A 19,007-nucleotide genomic window follows, 5' to 3' on the forward strand; every position below is an offset into this window, starting at 1 on the left:
CTTACTTCTTCTGCATTTCTTCGTAGTTGCGCATGACATCGTCCATGCCGCCGACGTTGAAGAACGCCTGCTCCGGGATGTGGTCGACCTCGCCGGAGACGATCTTCGCGAAGCCCGCGACGGTCTCGGCGACGGGAACGGTCGAACCCGGAACGCCGGTGAACTTCTCCGCGGTGTACGTGTTCTGCGAGAGGAACTGCTCGATGCGACGCGCACGGTGGACGACGAGCTTGTCCTCTTCCGAGAGCTCGTCGACGCCGAGGATGGCGATGATGTCCTGCAGCTCCTTGTTCTTCTGCAGGATCGCCTTGACCTCGTTGGCCACACGGTAGTGCTCCTCGCCCACAACCAGCGGGTCGAGGATGCGCGAGGACGAGGTCAGCGGATCGATCGCGGGGTAGAGACCGCGCGATGCGATGTCGCGGTTGAGCTCGGTGGTCGCGTCGAGGTGGGCGAAGGTCGTCGCCGGAGCCGGGTCGGTGTAGTCGTCGGCCGGCACGTAGATCGCCTGCATCGAGGTGATCGAGTGACCGCGCGTCGAGGTGATGCGCTCCTGGAGCACACCCATCTCGTCGGCGAGGTTGGGCTGGTAGCCCACGGCCGAGGGCATGCGACCGAGCAGGGTCGAGACCTCGGAGCCGGCCTGGGTGAAGCGGAAGATGTTGTCGATGAACAGGAGCACGTCCTGGTTCTCGACATCGCGGAAGTACTCCGCCATCGTCAGCCCGGCCAGGGCCACGCGCAGACGCGTGCCCGGCGGCTCGTCCATCTGTCCGAAGACGAGGGCGGTGTCACCGAAGACGCCGGCTTCGTCCATCTCGAAGACGAGGTCGTTGCCCTCACGGGTCCGCTCGCCCACACCGGCGAACACCGAGGTGCCCGAGTGGTTGTGCGCGATGCGGTAGATCATCTCCTGGATGAGGACGGTCTTGCCCACACCCGCGCCGCCGAAGAGGCCGATCTTTCCACCCTGGACGTACGGGGTGAGCAGGTCGATGCTCTTGATGCCGGTCTCGAGGACCTCCTGCTTCGACTCGAGTTCGTCGAAGGCCGGAGCCGGACGGTGGATCGGCCAGCGTTCCTTGATGTCGAGCGTCTCACCCTCGGCGAGGTTGAGGCAGTCGCCGGTGGTGTTCCACACGTGTCCCTTGGTGACGTCGCCGACGGGCACCGTGATGGGTGATCCGGTGTCGGTGACCTCCTGACCGCGGACGAGTCCGTCGGTCGGCTGCAGGGAGACGGCGCGGACGATGCCGTTGCCGAGGTGGAGGCTGGTCTCGAAGGTGAGCTTGCGCGTGCCTTCGGACAGTTCCACGGTCGTGGTCAGGGCGTTGTAGATCTCCGGCACGGAGTCGAGCGGGAACTCGACGTCGACGACCGGGCCGATGACCCGGGAAATGCGACCGAGGGCAGTGCCCTGTGCCGGGGAGTTATCCGTAACTGTGGCAGTCATGGTCTCTTTCTTCTCTGCTCGTACCGGTCAGTCGCCGGCTGCCGATGCCGCAAGGGCGTCGGCCCCACCGACGATCTCGGTGAGTTCCTGGGTGATTTCCGCCTGACGGGCCGTGTTGGCCAGCCGGGTGTAGGTCTTGATGAGGTCGTCGGCGTTGTCCGTCGCCGTCTTCATCGCCGCCTGGCGCGAGGCCTGCTCCGAAGCCGAGGCCGAGAGCAGTGCCGAGAGGATCCGCGAGTCGATGTACCGGGGCAGAAGCGCGTCGAGGACGGCTTCGGCGCTGGGTTCGAACTCGTAGAGCGGCTGGCTGCCGGAATCGGCAGATCCCGTCGATCCCGCCGAGGTGGTGGCCTCGTCGGCGTCGACGACCTCGAGGGGCAGCAGGCGCCGGTACTCCGGGTCGTGCTTGACGGAGGAGACGAAGCGCGTGAAGACCATGTAGATCTCCTGCACCCCGCCGTCCGCGGCATCCTCACCGAAGGCCTTGAGCAGCGCTTCGCCGATCGCGCGGGCGTCCTCGGCGGTGGGGTTCTCGGAGAACCCGGTCCAGGCCTGGACGATCGGACGATCGCGGAAGGTGTAGTAGCTCTCGGCCTTGCCGCCGACCGTGAACAGTGCGACCTCTTTGCCCTCGCCCTTGAGCAGGCGGACGAGCTCTTCGGACTCACGGATGAGGTTGGCGGAGTAGGCTCCGGCGAAGCCCCGGTCCGGACCGATGACGAGCACCGCAGCGCGGGTGACATGGTCCGGTTCCGAGGTCAGCACATGGTCGACGTTCGATTCGCTGGCGACGGCGGAGACAGCGCGGGTCAGGGCGTTGGCATACGGGCTGGCCGCCTGCGAACGCGCGATCGCCTTCTGAATCCGGGACGCGGCGATGAGCTCCATGGCCTTGAAGATCTTCCTCAAGGACTGAGTCGAGCGGATCTTCTGCTTGAAGACCCTCTGCTGGGCTCCCATCAGTTCTTCCTTTCGCCGTTACAGATCAGGTTCAACGCTTCTGCCGAACGATCTGCTCCTGCTCGACCTCATCGGTCGAGGCCACGGACGAATCCTCGGAGCCGACGTGCGAGCCGTCGTTCTCCTGGGCGACCCAGTTCTCGTTGAACTCCTTCAGCGCCTTCTCGAGCTGCTCACGGACGTCGTCCTCGAGCTTCTTGGTCTCGCGGATGACGGTGAGGATCTCGGTCTTGCGCTCGAGCATGTCGAGCATCTCGGCTTCCCAGCGCAGGACGTCGGAGACGGCGATCTCGTCGAGGTAGCCGTTGGTGCCGGCGAAGATCGACACGGTCTGCTTCTCGAACGGCATCGGCGAGTACTGGGGCTGCTTGAGCAGCTCCATGAGGCGGGCACCGCGGGCGAGGTCGCGCTTGGTCGCATCGTCGAGGTCGGAGGCGAACATCGCGAAGGCCTCGAGCGAACGGTACTGCGCGAGCGAGAGCTTGAGCGTACCGGAGACGCCCTTGAGCGCCTTGGTCTGTGCGGCACCGCCGACTCGGGAGACCGAGACGCCGACGTCGACAGCGGGACGCTGACCGGAGTTGAACAGATCCGACTGGAGGAAGATCTGTCCGTCGGTGATCGAGATGACGTTGGTCGGGATGAACGCGCCGACGTCGTTGGCCTTCGTCTCGATGATCGGCAGACCGGTCATCGAGCCGGCGCCGAGGGCGTCGGAGAGCTTCGCGCAGCGCTCGAGCAGGCGCGAGTGGAGGTAGAAGACGTCACCCGGGTAGGCTTCGCGGCCCGGCGGGCGGCGGAGCAGGAGGGAGACGGCGCGGTAGGCCTCGGCCTGCTTCGAGAGATCGTCGAAGACGATGAGGACGTGCTTGCCGCCGTACATCCAGTGCTGGCCGATGGCCGAGCCCGAGTAGGGGGCGAGGTACTTGAAGCCGGCCGGGTCGGAGGCGGGCGACGAGACGATCGTCGTGTACTCCAGTGCGCCGTTCTCCTCGAGGGCACGGCGGACATTGGCCACGGTCGAGCCCTTCTGGCCGACGGCGACGTAGATGCAGCGGACCTGCTGCTCGGGGTCACCGGTGGCCCAGGCGTCGCGCTGGTTGATGATCGTGTCGATCGCCAGAGCGGTCTTGCCGGTCTTGCGGTCGCCGATGATGAGCTGACGCTGACCACGGCCGACGGGGATCATGGCGTCGACGGCCTTGTACCCGGTCTGCAGCGGCTGGCGGACTTCCTGGCGGTCCATGACGCCGGGCGCCTGGAGCTCGAGCTCGCGGCGGCCTTCGGTCTCGACTTCGCCGAGGCCGTCGAGCGGACGACCGAGCGGATCGACGACGCGGCCGAGGTAGCCGTCGCCGACGGGGATCGAGAGGACCTCACCGGTGCGGTAGACGTCCTGCTCCTCGGCGATGCCTGCGAAGTCGCCGAGGACGACGACGCCGATCTCACGCTCGTCGAGGTTCTGGGCCAGGCCCAGGGTGCCGTCTTCGAACCGGAGGAGCTCATTGGCCATGGTGCCCGGGAGACCGGAGACGTGGGCGATGCCGTCACCAGCGGTGACGACCTTGCCGACCTCGGTCTTCTCCGAGCTCTCGGGGTTGTACGACTCAACGAACTTCCCCAGAGCGTCCCGGATCTCCTCCGGGCGAATTGTCAGTTCCGCCATTGTGGTTTCCCTGCTTCCTTTACTTGTCCGGCGACCGGTGGGCCGCCTGCGTCGCCGGACAGACCGGCGAGGGCGATTCAGCTTGCGAGTTTGCGGTGGACCTCGGCGAGGCGATCCGCGATGGTCGAGTTCATCACTTCGTCGCCGACCTGGACCCGGACTCCCCCGATGACCTCGGGGTCGACCTGGACGTTGAGCACGAGCTCACGACCGTAGTTCGCAGCCAGGGCGGCGGCGAGGCGGTCGGTCTGCTCCTGGCTCAGCGGCGCGGCCACGGTGACCTCGGCGACGGAGCGCTGCTGGCGAGCGGCGAGGATGTCGCTGAAGTGATCGAGGGCGATCGCCACACGCAGTCCGCGCGGGTGCACCGCCGCATGCTCGACGAGGGTGATCGTGTCGGGTTCGGCCTTGCCGGAGAGAAGGTTCTCCACAAGCGCCCGCTTGGCCTCGGCTCCGGCATCGGAGTCGAGTGCGCGCGAGAGCTCGTGATCGCTCTCGAGCAGACGGGCGAAGCGGAAGAGCTCCTCTTCGACCTGACCGAGCTGACCGATCTCCTGGGCGGCCGCGGCGATCGCCGTGACCCCGGCGACCTCGAGGCTCGTGACGAAGTCCTGCGTCCTCGCCCAGCGCTTCGACACGGCCACCTCGGCGACGCGCAGCGCCGCTTCGGGGACCTGGGCTGCGAACACGGCGCGAAGCAGTCCCTGCTTCTTCTCCGCGGGCTCCGAGGAGTCCGCGAGCGCCTTGCGCAGGCCGAGGTTGTCGGCGAGGACGCCGACGACGCCGAGCAGCGACTGCCCGATCTCCCGGGCATTGCCGCCGGAGATCTCAGCGTTCGCCGCTTCGAGAACGGCTTGCAGGGAGACTCTGCTCGACTGGAGCATCACGCCCCCTTGACCGGCTGGCCGGACGACTGCGTTTCGAGATCGGCGATGAAGCGGTCGACGACGCCAGCGGAACGCTGGTCATCGGTGAGCGATTCGCCGACGATGCGCGACGCGAGGTCCGTGGCGAGCGAGCCCACTTCGGAGCGCAGCTGCACCATGGCGGACTGGCGTTCCGCGTCGATCTGGGTCTGTGCCTGCGCGATGATGCGATCAGCCTCGGTGTGAGCCTGTGCCTTCATCTCGGCGATGATCTGGGCGCCCTCTTCCTGAGCCTCGGCGCGCAGTCGTGCGGCTTCCGCACGACCGTCGGCGAGCTGCTTCTGATATTCGGCCAGAGCCTGATCGGCTACGGCCTGCACCTTCTCAGCCTTCTCGATGCCACCCTGGATGCGCTGTGCGCGCTCGTCGAGTGTCTTGTTGAAGGCGGGGAGGACGTACTTCCAGACAACCAGGAAGACGATCAGCAGACAGACGGCACTCCAGACGATGTCATACAGCGCTGGGAGAAGCGGGTTCTCAGACGCTGCAACGATTTGTACCGGAGTCATCGTTTAGTCCTCTAATCAGGCGCCGGGCAGGAAGAACGGGGTCGCGATGCCGATGAGGGCCAGGGCCTCGATCAGAGCGATACCGAGGAACATGTTTCCGCGGAGTGCGCCGGCCATCTCGGGCTGACGAGCGGTTCCTTCGATGGTCTTGCCGATGACGATTCCGACACCGATGCCGGGGCCGATGGCGGCGAGGCCGTATCCGACGGTGGCGATACTGCCGTTGACTTCAGCGAGCATATCCATAGGATGCTTTTCCTTTCATATGGCGGTCGGGGGGTTGGCCCGACCTTGTAACACCTGGGTTACAGACTTAGACGGTCGACTCAGTGGTCTTCCGAGATGGCGGCGTTGATGTACACGCACGAGAGCAGGGCGAAGATGTAGGCCTGGAGGACGACGACCAGCATCTCGAGGAGGAAGACGAAGAATCCGCCGGCGAAGGTAAGGATCGCGAAGAACTGGAAGCCGTTGGAGGCGTCGAAGAGGAAGAAGCTCGTCGCGGAGAAGCAGAGGACGAGGAGGAGGTGGCCGACCATCATGTTCGCGAAGAGTCGGATTGCGAGCGTGAACGGCTGCGTGACGAACTTCGTGATGAACTCGATCGGGATGAGGAGGAAGTGCATCGGCCACGGCACGCCGGGGAGGATGAGCGCATCCTTGAGGTAGCCGCCGAGGCCCTTCTCGGCGATGCCCGCCCAGTGGTAGGTGATGTAGACGACCGCGGTGAGCACGATCGGCAGTCCGATGACGCCTGAGGCCGGCATGTTGAGGAACGGGATGAGCTTCGTGACGTTCCAGAACAGGACGCCGAAGAAGATCGCCACGATGAGCGGCATGAACTTCTTCGCCTTCTCCTTGCCCATCGTGTCCTCGGCGATGCCGACGGTGACGAACTCCATGGCGATCTCCATCGCCGACTGGAAGCGGGTGGGGATGAGCTTCATGCGCTTGGCCCACACGGCCAGGAGGATGACGACGGCGAGAGTGGCGAGGATGCGGATGAGCATCACGCGGTTCATCTCGAACGGCGTGCCGACGAACGCGAACGGTGAGGGAAAGAACTCCGCCATCGACGGGGCTTCGAATCCGCCTTCAGCGGCTTGGATCATTGTCTGCGCGGCGTTGAGTTTACCCACGTTTTCGTTTCTCTCCCATGGTCATTGGCCCTAGATGGCCTGGCCTTCGCACCGCGCGATGAGTGCGCGGCGAACAGATCAGGAGCGACATGGAGCGACACGGCTCCAGCACCGGAACTACTCTACCAACGGTAGAGAGCGCCGACAAATCCATGCGCCCTCGCTGAGCGAAGCCTGTGTTCGCTATGCGGACGGATCAGCGGTTCGCACCGCGCTGCGTCTCAGCGGCTCTGCCCGGCCTCGGGATCGACATAGGGCACGCGGCCCTTGACGACGGTGAGCGCCTCGACGAGTGAGGATCCGATGACGGCGACGACGATGGTGACGAAGGCGACCGTGCCGTCGAGCCAGGCGGCGTCCTTGAGCCGCCAGATGACGATCATGAAGACGAACGCCTTGAACAGGAAGCCCATGCCGAGGAAGCCGGCGATCGCGGTCAGCCCCAGATTGCGGCCGAAGTACATGATGACGAGGGTGACGACGATGAACACCGCTGCCAGTCCCCCGCCGACGGCTCCCCCGGCCAGCCCGCGGGACCCGGAGACGAGCCAGCCGACGCCCATGCCGCCGAGGGCGACGACGGCGACGAGGATCGCCCCGCGGATGAGCATCGTCCTCCACACGCGGGTCCAGGCGGCCTGGACGGCGGTCTCTTCGGGCTGGCGATCGGTCACGAGATCTCCTCTCGGGCATGGCGGCGGATCCGCAGCGGGTAGAACGTAAAGACGAGGGTGACTGCGAAGAGTGCGCCGATGATGGTGATGACGAGCAGCGGGGGCATGAGCAGGAGCATGACCGAGCCGAAGGCGATGAGCGCGGTCCACGTGTAGAGGATGAGCACCGCGCGGGCGTGCGAGTGCCCGAGCCGCAGCATCCGGTGGTGGAGGTGCTTGGCGTCGGCGGAGAACGGCGACTGCCCGGCCATGAGCCGCCGGACCACGGCGAGACCGAGGTCGAGCAGCGGCAGGAACATCACGGCGATGGGGAGGATGATCGGCAGGTAGGTCGCGAACACCCGCTCCTGACCGATGAGCGCGGGGTCGACCTGACCGGTCACCCGGATCGTCGAGGCGGCGAGCAGGAGGCCGATGAGCATCGAACCGGAGTCACCCATGAAGATGCGGGCCGGATTGAAGTTATGCGGCAGGAAGCCGAGGCATGCCCCGACGAGGATCGCGATGATGAGCGAGGCGAGGTTCGCATACGAGTCCGGTGAGGCGTCGGTGGCCAGCCAGTACGAGTAGATGAAGAACGCGCTGCCGCCGATCGCGACGACCCCGGCGGCGAGTCCGTCGAGGCCGTCGACGAAGTTCACGGCGTTGATCGTCACGAGGACGACGAGGATGGTGATGATGATCGACATCCGCGGGGAGCCGATGATCACCCCGCCGAAGGGGATCGAGAGCAGGGCGACGCCGTTGATCGCCATGAAGCCGGCCGCCAGCGCCTGACCGGCGAGCTTCGTGATCCAGTGGAGGTCCCAGATGTCGTCGATGACGCCGAGGATGCACAGCAGTCCCGCGGCCCCCGCGATGCCGATGATCGGGCCCATATCGACGAAGATCCGGGCGAGGAACGGGGTCTGGGAGGCGAAGACGAGGCCGACGACGACCGCGCCGAACATCGCGACTCCCCCCAGCCTCGGCGTGGGCACGGAGTGGACGTCGCGCTCGCGCAGGGGCGAGAAGATCAGTCCGCGTTCGGCGACCCGCCTGACCATGGGCGTGAGCAGGTACGCCACCAGAGCGGAGACGACGAGGATGAAGAGGTAGGCGCGCACTCAGCCGTCCAGGTCGAGGAGGTCGGGGACGATCTCGCGCAGTTCCTCGGCGGTGATCGGCCCCTGCCGCACGATGCGCGGGGTGTCACCGGAGAGGTCGATGATCGTCGACGCGGTCCCCGCGGTGCGTTCTCCCCCGTCGAGGTAGATCTCGACGTCGGATCCGAGCATGTCCTGGGCCTCGTCCGCCGAGGTGGCCGCCGGCTTCCCGGAGATGTTCGCACTCGAGACGGCGAGCGGTCCGGTCCGAGTCAGCAGAGCCAGGGCGTCATCGTCGTCGGGCATGCGCACGGCCACCGTGCCGTGGGTCTCGCCCAGGTCCCAGTCGAGGGAGGGCTGGGCTGCCGCGATGATCGTCAACGGGCCCGGCCAGAACCGGGCAGTGAGGGTGAGGATCGTCTCATCGACGCCGTCGACGAGGCCGAAGACGGTGTCCGCACGCGGCACGAGCACCGGTGGGGGCATCTCGCGTCCGCGTCCCTTCGCCTTGAGCAGCGCGGTCACGGCGGAGGCGCTGAAGGCGTCCGCGGCGATCCCGTAGACCGTGTCGGTGGGGATGACGAGCAGGTTCCCCGCCTCGATGACGCGTGCGCACTCGTCGAGGACGAGGTCGCGGATGTCGGCTTGGCTGACGTCGAATCGACGGGACACTGATTCTCCGTTTCTCATCTGGTCTCACGCGCTGGGCGGGCCTGTCGGCGGGCCACGGTGTAGCGCTCGCGTCCAGTGTAGTCCGGGAACGTGGCCGCATCGCTCAGGCCGGGCGTGCGCGCGAGCATCTCGCGCACGCCCTCCCCCTGATCCTCGGCGTGCTCCATGGCGAAGAGTCCGCCGGGGCGCAGGAGCTGAGCCGCTTGGACGGCGATGAGGGCGGGCACCTCGAGACCCGTGGTCCCGCCGTAGAGGGCGGCGGCGGGGTCGTGGTCGCGGACCTCGGGGTCCCTGGGCACGGCGGCGTCGGGGACGTAGGGCGGATTGCTCACGACGACGTCGACCGTGCCGATGAGCTCGGGCCGGTCGACGGCGACCGTCGTCGCATCCCCGGAGACGAGTTCGACGTGCGAGGATCCCAGGTCGAGGGGCTCGAGGTTCGCCCGTGACCATGCCAGCGCGGCCTCCTCCCGTTCGACGCCGATGACGCGGGCACCGGGGTGCTCGAGACCGATGGACAGGGCGATCGCCCCCGACCCGGAGCACAGATCGACGATGAGCGGGGTGCCCGGGATGCCCGGACCGCCGAGGTGGTCGAGCACCTCCCCGACGAGCAGCTCGGTCTCCGGCCTGGGAACGAAGACCCCGGGTCCGACGCGCAGTTCGATGCGACGGAAGTGGGCGATGCCGGTGAGATGCTGAAGCGGGATGCGGCGGGCGCGCTCGTCGATGAGATGGGCGAAGCGGGCGGCGACGGCGGCAGGCACCGCCTCGGCGAAGAGACGCCTGCGGGACAGCGTCGCGGAATCGATGCCCCACGCATGCGCGAGCAGGGCCGCGACGTCGGCATCGGGCGAAGGCACGTCCGCCTCGGCGAGCACACGGGCACCGGCGCGCAGCAGCGTGGGCACGTCCGTGCGGGGCTGAATATCCAGCTCAGTCCCCCAGTGCATCGAGGCGGGCGGCCCGGTCGGCGTCCCGGTTCGAACCGACGACGGGGTCGAGATCGCCGGCGAGCACCTGGTCGAGATTGTAGGCCTTGAACCCGGTGCGGTGATCGGTGATCCGGTTCTCCGGGAAGTTGTAGGTCCGGATGCGTTCGGAGCGGTCGACGGTGCGCACCTGGGAGCGGCGGATGTCGGCGGCCTCGGCGGCGGCCTCCTCGGCCTGTTTGGCCAGGATCCGGGCGCGGAGCATGCGCAGGGCCGCTTCCTTGTTCTGCAGCTGGGACTTCTCGTTCTGGCAGCTCGCGGTGATCCCGGTGGGCAGGTGCGTGATGCGCACGGCCGAGTCCGTCGTGTTCACCGACTGACCGCCCGGACCCGAGGACCGGTAGACGTCGATGCGCAGGTCGCTCTCGTCGAGGCGGACCTCTTCGGGTTCGTCGACCTCGGGGAAGACGAGGACCCCGGCCGCCGAGGTGTGGATACGGCCCTGGGATTCGGTGACCGGGACGCGCTGGACGCGGTGGACGCCGCCTTCGAACTTCAGCCACCCGTAGGCGCCGTCGTCGCCGGCCTTGACGGCGAAGCTGACGTCCTTGTAGCCGCCGAGGTCGGAGTGCGTGGCGGTGAGGATCTGGGAGGACCAGCCGTGGGAGTCGATCCAGCGCTGGTACATGCGCAGGAGGTCACCAGCGAAGAGCGCCGACTCGTCACCGCCCTCACCGGCCTTGATCTCGACGATCGCATCGCGGGCATCGTCGGGGTCGCGGGGCACGAGGAGGTCGCGCAGCTCGGCCTCGGCCTCGTCCTGCTCGGCGCGCAGACGCTGCGCCTCCTCGGCGAGCTCCGGATCCTCGGTGCTCAGCTCCTCGGCGGTGAGCAGATCCGCGGCGAGTTCGTCGACGCGCTTCGCGGCCACCGCGATCCGGTCGAGTTCGGAGTAGCGGCGGGTGAGCTTCCGCGCCCGGCCGGCATCAGCGTGCACGGCCGGGTCGGAGAGCTCCTCGGACAGCCTCGCATGCTCGTCGAGGAGCATGCTCACACTGGCCCTGAGGCTGTCACTCATCTCAGTGGTCGTCGGTCGCGGACTTCGGCAGCGGCGTCGTCTTCTGCACCTGCATGAGGAACTCGGCGTTCGAACCGGTCTCCTTGAGCTTGGACATGAGGAGTTCGACGGCCTGCTGCTGCTCGAGACCCGAGAGGAGGCGGCGCAGACGCCACATCACCTTGGTCTCCTCCGGCGTCATGAGCATCTCCTCACGACGCGTCGACGAGGCGTTGACGTCGACGGCCGGGAAGATGCGCTTGTCCGCGAGCTGACGGGACAGGCGCAGCTCCATGTTGCCGGTGCCCTTGAACTCCTCGAAGATGACCTCGTCCATCTTCGAGCCCGTCTCGACGAGCGCGGTGGCGAGGATCGTCAGGGAGCCGCCGCCCTCGATGTTGCGGGCGGCACCGAAGAACTTCTTCGGCGGGTAGAGCGCGTTCGCGTCGACACCGCCGGAGAGGATGCGGCCCGAGGCCGGCTGCGCGATGTTGTACGCGCGGCCCAGGCGGGTGATGTTGTCGAGGAGGACGACGACGTCCGAGCCCATCTCGACGAGGCGCTTGGCCCTCTCGATCGCGAGTTCGGCGATCGTCGTGTGGTCGTCGGCGGGACGGTCGAAGGTCGAGGCGATGACCTCGCCCTTGACCGCGCGCTGCATGTCCGTGACCTCTTCGGGGCGTTCGTCGACGAGGACGACCATGAGGTGGACTTCGGGATTGTTCTCCGTGATCGCGTTCGCGACCTGCTGCATGATCGTCGTCTTGCCGGCCTTGGGCGGGGCGACGATGAGGCCGCGCTGACCCTTGCCGATGGGGGTGACGAGGTCGATGAGGCGGGTCGACTGCAGCTTCGAGGTCGTCTCGAGGCGCAGGCGCTCCTGCGGGTAGAGCGGGGTGAGCTTGGAGAACTCGACGCGGTTCTTCGCATCGTCGACGCTCAGGCCGTTGACCGAGTCGAGGCGGACGAGGGCGTCGAACTTCTCGCGCTTGCCGCCGCGGTCGTTCTCGCGCGGCTGGCGGATGGCACCGGCGACGGCGTCGCCCTTGCGCAGGCCGTTCTTGCGCACCATCGAGGCCGAGACGTAGACGTCGTTGGGACCGGGCAGGTAGCCCGAGGTGCGGAGGAACGCGTAGTTGTCGTGGACGTCGAGGATGCCGCCGACGGGGATGAGCACGTCGTCGCTGCGGATCTCCGGCTCGTCTCCGCCGCGTCCACGACGCTTGCGGTCCCGTCCGCGGCCGCGGCGTCCGCCGCGCTCGTCGTCGTCGTTGCCGCGGTTGCGACGGTCGTCGTCGTTGCGGTTGCGGCGGTCGTTGTCGCGGCGGTCGTTGTCACGGCGATCGTTGGTCCGGCCTCCGCGGTCGTCGCCGCGGTCGTCGCCTTCGCCCTGGCGATTGCGACGCTCGCCCTTGCGGTCGTTGTCGCGACGATCGTTGTCGCGACGATCCTCGCCCTTGCGGTCGTCCTCGCGACGGTTCCGCCGGCCGGTCTCCTCGCGGGACTCGGGCTGGGCATCGGCCTCGGGCTGGGCGTCACCGCCGCGCGAACGCGAACGGCTGCGGCGGCTGCGCTGACGGTCCTGACCCTCGCCCTCGGAGGCGTTCCCCTCAGAGGGCTGGGCATCGGCAGACGACGACTCCGCCGACGGAGCCTCTGCGGACTTGGCCTCGGCCGTCTCGGTTGCCTGCGTGGTGGCGGACTCGCCGCGGGCGGCATCGGCGGCGCTGCGGCGGGCCGGACGACGTCCGCGCCCTGCCTCGCTGGTCTCGGCAGAAGCCGAGTCGGTGGTGGCCGGCGCGCTCGAGGCACCGGCGGAGTTGATGGCGTCGATGAGTTCGCCCTTGCGAAGTCGACGGTATCCTTTGATTCCCATTCCCGCTGCCATCTCCTGCAGCTGGGGAAGGCGCAGAGCGGTCAGACTGCCGGTGCGCGGTGTGGAATCCGGGGTTGTGGTTTCAGACACGAAGGTCCTTCTCCCTCATTCGGCCGTGCGGCAAGAGCCGTAGTCCCACGGCGACGGAAACACCCTTGACGGTGCATTGTGAAAGTCATCCTGCTCAAGACGGAACAGGAGATGTTCCAGAAGAATTGATGTGGAGTTCGGAGCGACTGCCCCGGAGTCCGTTCATCGGAGGAACGATGTTCAGTTTACCCTCAGCGAGCCGATCTTGCGAATCCGAGCTCAGACTTCCGCGCTCAGCCGAAAGCCGCCCTCCGCGATCGGGACCGTCAGGGCGCGGACGCCTGCGGGGACCGCCTCGGCGGGGACCGAATCGGTCAGGGCGAGCACGGTGGGACCGGCACCCGAGATCACCGCGGGGATGCCCCGGGCGCGCAGCGAGTCGACGAGGTCCATCGATTCCGGATACGCCGCCCGACGGAACTCCTGGTGGAGCTCGTCGACGGTGGCTTCGAGCAGTGCGGACGGGTCGGTGGTGAGCGCGTGGACGAGCAGGCCGGTGCGTGCGGAGTTGCCTGCCGCGACCGCATGCGCGATGTCCTGCGGGATCGCCCCGCGCGCGGTCTTCGTGTCCAGGCGCACCTCGGGCACGAGCACGGTGACCTCCCCGATCGTGCGCACGGGAACGGTCCACGCCCGGGCCGGATCCGACAGTGAGATCGTCAGGCCCCCGACGACCGCGGGCGCCGCATTGTCGGGATGGCCTTCGATGACGGCGGCGCGTTCGAGGATCTCGGCCCGGGAGAGACGCGGACCGCCGGCCGCCTCGGAGAGCGCCCCGGCCAGCGCGATGCCGGCGACGACGGCGGCCGCCGAGGAGCCGAGTCCGCGCGAGTGCGGGATCCGGTTGACGCTCTCCAGCGTGATCCGGTCGATGAACCTCCGGTGGGTCTCCGGGCTGAGCTCGGCGAGCACTTCCCCGAGCACGCGGACGATGAGGTGGGAGCGATCTCGCGGCAGCTCGTCGGCGCTCTCCCCCTGCACCGTGACCACGGTCTCCGTGTCGACGGGGGCGTCGTGGACGGTGAGCGTCAGCGAGTCGACCAGGCCGAGGGCGAGGCCGAACGAATCGTAGCCGGGGCCGATGTTCGCCGAGGTGGCAGGCACCTCGATGCGCAGAGAGCGGATCATCAGCCCTCGAGCCCGAGCGCCCGGGCGGCGGAAACGGCGTCGACGGGCACGCGCACCGGTTCGATCGCCGACCCGTCCTCGGTGTGCAGCGCCCACGACGGGTCCTTGAGACCGTGGCCGGTGACGGTGACGGCGATGACGGCGCCGGCGGGCACTCGGCCCGCCTCGGCCATCTTGAGCAGTCCCGCCACCGAGGCGGCCGAACCGGGTTCGACGAAGATCCCCTCCTGGCGGGAGAGCACCTTGTGCGCGGCGAGGATCTGCTCATCGGTGACGGAGTCGATGAGTCCGCCCGAGGCGTCGCGGGCCTCGATCGCCCGGTCCCAGCTCGCGGGGTTGCCGATGCGGATGGCGGTGGCGATCGTGTCCGGTTCGGTCACGGGGTGGCCGAGGACGAGCGGGGCGGCGCCGGCGGCCTGGAAGCCCCACATCTGCGGCAGCTTCGTCGAGACCCCGATGCCCTGGTACTGGTTGTAGCCCTTCCAGTACGCGGTGATGTTGCCGGCGTTGCCGACCGGCAGGACATGGATGTCGGGGGCGTCGCCGAGGACGTCGACGACTTCGAACGAGGCCGTCTTCTGTCCTTCGATGCGGTCGGGGTTGACCGAGTTGACGAGGTGGACGGGGTAGGACTCGGAAAGCTTGCGGCACAGCGTGAGGCAGTCGTCGAAGTTCCCGTCGACCTCGAGCAGGGTCGCACCGTGGGCGACGGCCTGGCTCATCTTCCCCGGCGAGATCTTGCCCGCGGGCACGAGGACGGCGCACGTGAGGTCGGCCTTCGTCGCGAAGGCGGCGGCCGAGGCCGAGGTGTTGCCGGTCGATGCGCAGATCACGGCCTTGGCCCCGTGGGCCTTGGCCTTGGTGATCGCCATCGTCATCCCGCGGTCCTTGAACGAGCCGGTCGGGTTGAGGCCTTCGTACTTCACCCACACCTGCGCGCCGGTGAGTTCGCTGAGCTTCTCCGCGCGGATGAGCGGGGTCCCGCCCTCGCCGAGGGTGACTGCGGGGATGTCGGCTGCGATGTCGAGCAGGCTGCGGTATTCGTCGATGACGCCCTGCCACTGGTGGCGGGGGTACTGGGGTGTCGTCACAGGGGTTGCGTCCTTCGTCTCTGTCACTGTCCCTCCGCCCGGATGACGGAGGCCACCGCGCGCACCACGTCGAGGTCGCCGAGGCGGTCGACCGTGCGGGAGAGCGCGGCGTCGGTGTTCTCATGGGTGGCGAGCACGAGCTTCGCGTGCTGCACGCCGTCGTCGTCGACCTCGCCGATGGTCTGGCGCATGAGTTCGATCGACGCACCTTCGTCGGCGAAGACCTCGGAGACCGCGGCGAGCACGCCGGGTCGGTCGACGACGTCGAGGGTGATGTGATAGCGGGTGGTGATCGCCGAGATCGGCAGCAGCGTCGTCTCGGGGTGCAGGGGGCGCTCGTACTGTCCGCGTCCGCCGAGCACCCTGCGCCTGGCCACGGAGACGACGTCGCCGAGCACCGCCGAGGCGGTCGGGGCTCCCCCGGCTCCCTGGCCGTAGAACATCAGCGAGCCCGCGGCCTCGGCTTCGATGAACACGGCGTTGAACGCGCCGTGGACGGAGGCCAGGGGGTGGGTGCGCGGGAGCAGGGCCGGGTAGACGCGGGCGGAGAGCCCGGGTCCTGCGGGTGAGTCCTCGACGCGTTCGCACACGGCGAGGAGTTTGATGACGAAGCCCTGGTCCTTCGCGGTCTCGACCATCTCCGCGGTGATGCCGGTGATCCCCTCGACATGGACGTCGTCGATCGTCACGGGTGCGTGGAAGGCCAGGGAGGAGAGGATCGCGGCCTTCGCGGCGGCGTCGTGGCCGCCGATGTCCGCGGTCGGATCGGCTTCGGCGTAGCCGAGCTCCTGCGCCGAGGACAGGGCGTCGGCGAAGTCCCAGCCCTGGGAGTCCATCTGGTCGAGGATGTAGTTCGTCGTCCCGTTGACGATGCCCATGATCCGGTCGATCCGGTCACCGGCGAGCGAGTCGCCGACGGGGCGGATGATCGGGATCGCCCCGGCCACCGCGGCTTCGTGCTCGAGCCGAACCTCGGTCTCGTCGGCGGCGGCCATGAGCTCGCCGTAGGCCGCGGCGAGCAGCGCCTTGTTCGCGGTCACGACCGAGGAGCCCTGGGCAAGGGCGCTGGTGATGAGCGACTTCGCGGGCTCGATCCCGCCCATGAGCTCGATGACGATGTCCGCTCCCGCGATGGCCGCCTCGGCGTCGGTGGTGAGCAGGTTCGCGTCGATGCCCGGACGCTCCTTCGTCGCGTCGCGGACGACGACGGCGGTGAGCTCCAGAGGAGCGCCGATGCGCTCCTCGAGCGCCTCAGCCCGCGACTGCAGGCGAGCCGCGACTTCCGAGCCGACGACTCCGCATCCGAGCATGGCGACTTTCAAAGGCTGCATGGCTCACTCTCTCGTCTCAATAGTTGGCGCTCAGTGGTGCTCACTGGGCGGTGGTCGGGTCCGCCATTCCCGGGTCGCTGGCGAAGAGCTGCGCATACGTCTCCGGGGTGACGATCCAGTCCACCCTATCCCGGGTCACGGCGAGAACCCCCGGCCGAGTGACATGATTGTAATTGCTCGACAGGGCCCGGCAGTACGCGCCGGTGCCGGGAACGGCGACGAGGTCGCCGGGTGCGACGTCAGCGCCCATGTACTCGTCACGGACGACGATGTCACCGGACTCGCAGTGCATTCCGACGACGCGGACGACGACGGGTGCGGCTGGCGAGTTCCGATTGGCCAAGGTACACGAATAGTCCGCGTCGTAGAGAGCTGTCCGAATGTTGTCGCTCATCCCGCCGTCGACGGCGACGTAGGTGCGCACGCCCTCATCGGTGACGACCTCCTTGACGGTCCCGACCCGGTAGAGGGTGAACACCGCGGGCGAGACGATCGCGCGCCCGGGTTCGATCGATATCCGGGGGACGTGAGTGCCCAGTCCCCGGCACTCCTTGGCCACGACCGACGCGAGTTCGGCAGCCATCTCGGCGACGGGGATCGGGGTGTCCTGGGAGGTGTAGCGGATGCCGAAGCCTCCGCCGAGGTCGACCTCGGGGACGTCGACGCCGTGCTCGGCCATGATCTCGGCCCGCAGGGCCAGCACGCGGGCGGCGGCGACCTGGAAGCCGGAGATGTCGAAGATCTGCGAGCCGATGTGCGAGTGGAGGCCGTCGAGGCGCAGGTGGGCGGAATCGATGACGCGGGCGGCGGCCTCGGCGGCCTTGCCCGCGGAGACCGAGAGACCGAACTTCTGGTCCTCATGTGCGGTGGCGATGAAGTCGTGGGTGTGGGCTTCGACGCCGACCGTGACGCGGAGCATGACGGGGGCGATGAGTCCCTTGGCCGCGGCCACGGTCTCGAGCCGATCGATCTCGTCGAGGCTGTCGACGATGATGCGACCCACTTCGTAGTCGAGGGCGTACTCGAGTTCGGCGACGGACTTGTTGTTCCCGTGCAGGCCGACCCGGTCCCCGGGAACCCCGGCGGCACGCGCGATCATCATCTCCCCCAGCGAGCACGTGTCGAGTCCGAGGCCGGCTTCGTGCACCCAGCGGGCCACGGCGGTGCAGAGGAAGGCCTTGCCGGCGTAGAACACGTCGATGCCGGCGAGACCGCTGTCGGGCGCGAACGCGGCCGTGTAAGCCTGCCGGTAGAGCTGCGCCCGGGAGACGAAGTCGTCGACGTCGAAGACGAAGGTCGGAGTGCCGTACCGCTCGGCGAGATCGGTCACCGGATGACCGGCCACCGTGAGCACCCCGGACTCGTCCTTGGTCACGTTGTCCGACCACAGGCTGGGCATGACGGCGTTGACGTCGTCAGGATAGGGCAGCCACACGGGTGCCGGGGTCGCGTGCAGGGGTCCTGCGATGTGCGCGGGCATCTACATCCTCTCCGGGGCGGGGGCGCCCAGCAGTCGCAGTCCTCGGGCGAGGACCGTGGTCACGCCGTCCACGAGGCGCAGGCGCGCGGCGTGGAGGCCGGTGATGTCGTGGTCGATCGTGGGCACGATCTCGTGGTCGCCCGTCCACGCGAGGTAGGCGCGGGAGAGCTCGTCGAGGGCGAGAACGAGAGGGCGCAGGTCGCCTGCGGTGACCGCGCGGTCCGCGGTCGCGGGGGTGTCGATGATGTGCACGAGGAGGCTGCGGTCGACGGCGTCGAGCTGCTCGGCGGCCGCATCCGGCGCAGCCGCGGGCAGGCCTGCGGCCACGGCGCGACGGTGGAGCCTGCGGGTGTGCGCGTGTGTGCGCATGAGCAGGTAGGCCGGATTGGCGTCGACGGCCCGGCGGACGAGCTGAGCGTCGACCCCCCACACGGTCGACGCCCCTTCGTTCGACGTCCTCACCGCCGGCACACTTTCGGCTCCGTTCAGCTCAGGGACACCGCCCGGTTCAGGGGCAGCGCTCCGTCCAGGGCCGCTGCTCGGTTCAGGGCCGCTGCCCGGTTCGGGTTCGGCGATGAGCGCGGTGACCGCGGCGATGAGGGCCGCCGCACGGACCTCGATGCCGAGGAACCCGGGGCCCGTCACGGTCACGGCCGCGATGTCGGGGTGGGTGCGCACCGCCTCGGCGATGCGATCGGCCACCTCGCGGGGGTCGCCGCCGGACTGTGCGGCCGCACGCAGCGCGATGGTCGAATGCCAGTGGCCGGGGGTGCGCGCATCGGCGCGCCGGAGCACCGCGCCCTCGGGCTGCTGCGCGCACCGGGTGGTCTGGGCCACCGCCTCGGCGAGGACGGTGCGCAGCTGTTCCGGGGTCACGCGACCAGCGTACTCGGCGGGCGTCTCGGGCACCGAATCGTCCGCGGACGACGCTCCTGCGC

The 19,007-nt window shown here is 68.3% G+C and carries 18 protein-coding genes; all 18 read right to left on the reverse strand.

Annotation, left to right across the window (positions count from 1 at the left end):
* Position 1: 1 nt before the first annotated feature.
* The 18 genes from atpD to AAHA49_RS14830 all read right to left on the reverse strand — a co-directional run bounded on the left by atpD (position 2) and on the right by AAHA49_RS14830 (position 18,945).
* Positions 2-1,453: a F0F1 ATP synthase subunit beta gene (gene atpD / locus AAHA49_RS14745; RefSeq protein WP_339391855.1), complete on the reverse strand. Its 1,452-nt coding sequence runs from the start codon at positions 1,451-1,453 to the stop codon at positions 2-4.
* A 27-nt stretch (positions 1,454-1,480) separates the two neighbouring features.
* Positions 1,481-2,413 carry a F0F1 ATP synthase subunit gamma gene (locus AAHA49_RS14750; RefSeq protein WP_339391856.1) on the reverse strand — a complete coding sequence of 311 codons (933 nt, stop codon included), beginning with the start codon at positions 2,411-2,413 and terminating at the stop codon, positions 1,481-1,483.
* A 31-nt stretch (positions 2,414-2,444) separates the two neighbouring features.
* Complete coding sequence (atpA, locus tag AAHA49_RS14755) at positions 2,445-4,079, reverse strand: F0F1 ATP synthase subunit alpha (RefSeq protein WP_339391857.1); 1,635 nt, start codon at positions 4,077-4,079, stop codon at positions 2,445-2,447.
* Positions 4,080-4,156: 77 nt separating this feature from the next.
* Positions 4,157-4,963, reverse strand: coding sequence for a F0F1 ATP synthase subunit delta (locus AAHA49_RS14760; RefSeq protein ID WP_339391858.1), 807 nt, complete (start codon positions 4,961-4,963; stop codon positions 4,157-4,159).
* Entirely contained in the window at positions 4,963-5,514 is a 552-nt protein-coding gene (locus AAHA49_RS14765) for a F0F1 ATP synthase subunit B (RefSeq protein ID WP_342038812.1), read from the reverse strand. The genes AAHA49_RS14760 and AAHA49_RS14765 overlap by 1 nt, the downstream gene beginning before the upstream one ends.
* A 15-nt stretch (positions 5,515-5,529) precedes the next feature.
* Complete coding sequence (atpE, locus tag AAHA49_RS14770; RefSeq protein WP_342038813.1) at positions 5,530-5,760, reverse strand: F0F1 ATP synthase subunit C; 231 nt, start codon at positions 5,758-5,760, stop codon at positions 5,530-5,532.
* A gap of 80 nt (positions 5,761-5,840) precedes the next feature.
* On the reverse strand, positions 5,841-6,653 hold the full coding sequence (atpB, locus tag AAHA49_RS14775) for a F0F1 ATP synthase subunit A (protein ID WP_339391861.1): 813 nt from the start codon (positions 6,651-6,653) through the stop codon (positions 5,841-5,843).
* A 221-nt stretch (positions 6,654-6,874) separates the two neighbouring features.
* Positions 6,875-7,327, reverse strand: coding sequence for a Cg1360 family ATP-synthase-associated protein (locus AAHA49_RS14780; protein ID WP_339391862.1), 453 nt, complete (start codon positions 7,325-7,327; stop codon positions 6,875-6,877).
* Complete coding sequence (locus AAHA49_RS14785) at positions 7,324-8,433, reverse strand: MraY family glycosyltransferase (RefSeq protein ID WP_339391863.1); 1,110 nt, start codon at positions 8,431-8,433, stop codon at positions 7,324-7,326. The genes AAHA49_RS14780 and AAHA49_RS14785 overlap by 4 nt, the downstream gene beginning before the upstream one ends.
* Positions 8,434-9,084 (reverse strand): L-threonylcarbamoyladenylate synthase, encoded by a 651-nt coding sequence (locus tag AAHA49_RS14790; protein WP_339391864.1) that lies wholly within the window; start codon positions 9,082-9,084, stop codon positions 8,434-8,436.
* 14 nt (positions 9,085-9,098) lie between these two features.
* Entirely contained in the window at positions 9,099-9,995 is an 897-nt protein-coding gene (prmC, locus tag AAHA49_RS14795; RefSeq protein ID WP_342038814.1) for a peptide chain release factor N(5)-glutamine methyltransferase, read from the reverse strand.
* A 25-nt stretch (positions 9,996-10,020) separates the two neighbouring features.
* Positions 10,021-11,094, reverse strand: a complete 1,074-nt coding sequence (gene prfA / locus AAHA49_RS14800; protein ID WP_342038815.1) for a peptide chain release factor 1 — start codon at positions 11,092-11,094, stop codon at positions 10,021-10,023.
* A 1-nt stretch (position 11,095) separates the two neighbouring features.
* Complete coding sequence (gene rho / locus AAHA49_RS14805; protein ID WP_342038816.1) at positions 11,096-13,039, reverse strand: transcription termination factor Rho; 1,944 nt, start codon at positions 13,037-13,039, stop codon at positions 11,096-11,098.
* 219 nt (positions 13,040-13,258) lie between these two features.
* Positions 13,259-14,167: a homoserine kinase gene (gene thrB / locus AAHA49_RS14810; RefSeq protein ID WP_342038817.1), complete on the reverse strand. Its 909-nt coding sequence runs from the start codon at positions 14,165-14,167 to the stop codon at positions 13,259-13,261.
* A complete protein-coding gene (thrC, locus tag AAHA49_RS14815; protein WP_342038818.1) occupies positions 14,167-15,285 on the reverse strand; it encodes a threonine synthase in 1,119 nt (372 codons plus the stop codon). Before thrC ends, thrB begins: the two co-directional genes overlap by 1 nt.
* Complete coding sequence (locus AAHA49_RS14820; protein ID WP_342038819.1) at positions 15,282-16,589, reverse strand: homoserine dehydrogenase; 1,308 nt, start codon at positions 16,587-16,589, stop codon at positions 15,282-15,284. The genes thrC and AAHA49_RS14820 overlap by 4 nt, the downstream gene beginning before the upstream one ends.
* A gap of 40 nt (positions 16,590-16,629) precedes the next feature.
* Positions 16,630-18,069: a diaminopimelate decarboxylase gene (gene lysA, locus AAHA49_RS14825; protein ID WP_342038820.1), complete on the reverse strand. Its 1,440-nt coding sequence runs from the start codon at positions 18,067-18,069 to the stop codon at positions 16,630-16,632.
* Positions 18,070-18,945 (reverse strand): DALR anticodon-binding domain-containing protein, encoded by an 876-nt coding sequence (locus tag AAHA49_RS14830; protein ID WP_342038821.1) that lies wholly within the window; start codon positions 18,943-18,945, stop codon positions 18,070-18,072.
* Positions 18,946-19,007 lie beyond the last annotated feature (62 nt).

It is taken from the genome of Brevibacterium ammoniilyticum, from assembly GCF_038429965.1.
GTDB lineage: Bacteria > Actinomycetota > Actinomycetes > Actinomycetales > Brevibacteriaceae > Brevibacterium > Brevibacterium ammoniilyticum.

Bases quoted from the DNA above. Each gene is read 5' to 3' on its own strand.
- atpD (WP_339391855.1), bottom strand. From the start codon at position 1,453: ATGACTGCCACAGTTACGGATAACTCCCCGGCACAGGGCACTGCCCTC.
- AAHA49_RS14750 (WP_339391856.1), bottom strand. From the start codon at position 2,413: ATGGGAGCCCAGCAGAGGGTCTTCAAGCAGAAGATCCGCTCGACTCAG.
- atpA (WP_339391857.1), bottom strand. From the start codon at position 4,079: ATGGCGGAACTGACAATTCGCCCGGAGGAGATCCGGGACGCTCTGGGG.
- AAHA49_RS14760 (WP_339391858.1), bottom strand. From the start codon at position 4,963: ATGCTCCAGTCGAGCAGAGTCTCCCTGCAAGCCGTTCTCGAAGCGGCG.
- AAHA49_RS14765 (WP_342038812.1), bottom strand. From the start codon at position 5,514: ATGACTCCGGTACAAATCGTTGCAGCGTCTGAGAACCCGCTTCTCCCA.
- atpE (WP_342038813.1), bottom strand. From the start codon at position 5,760: ATGGATATGCTCGCTGAAGTCAACGGCAGTATCGCCACCGTCGGATAC.
- prfA (WP_342038815.1), bottom strand. From the start codon at position 11,094: ATGAGTGACAGCCTCAGGGCCAGTGTGAGCATGCTCCTCGACGAGCAT.
- thrB (WP_342038817.1), bottom strand. From the start codon at position 14,167: ATGATCCGCTCTCTGCGCATCGAGGTGCCTGCCACCTCGGCGAACATC.
- AAHA49_RS14820 (WP_342038819.1), bottom strand. From the start codon at position 16,589: ATGCAGCCTTTGAAAGTCGCCATGCTCGGATGCGGAGTCGTCGGCTCG.
- lysA (WP_342038820.1), bottom strand. From the start codon at position 18,069: ATGCCCGCGCACATCGCAGGACCCCTGCACGCGACCCCGGCACCCGTG.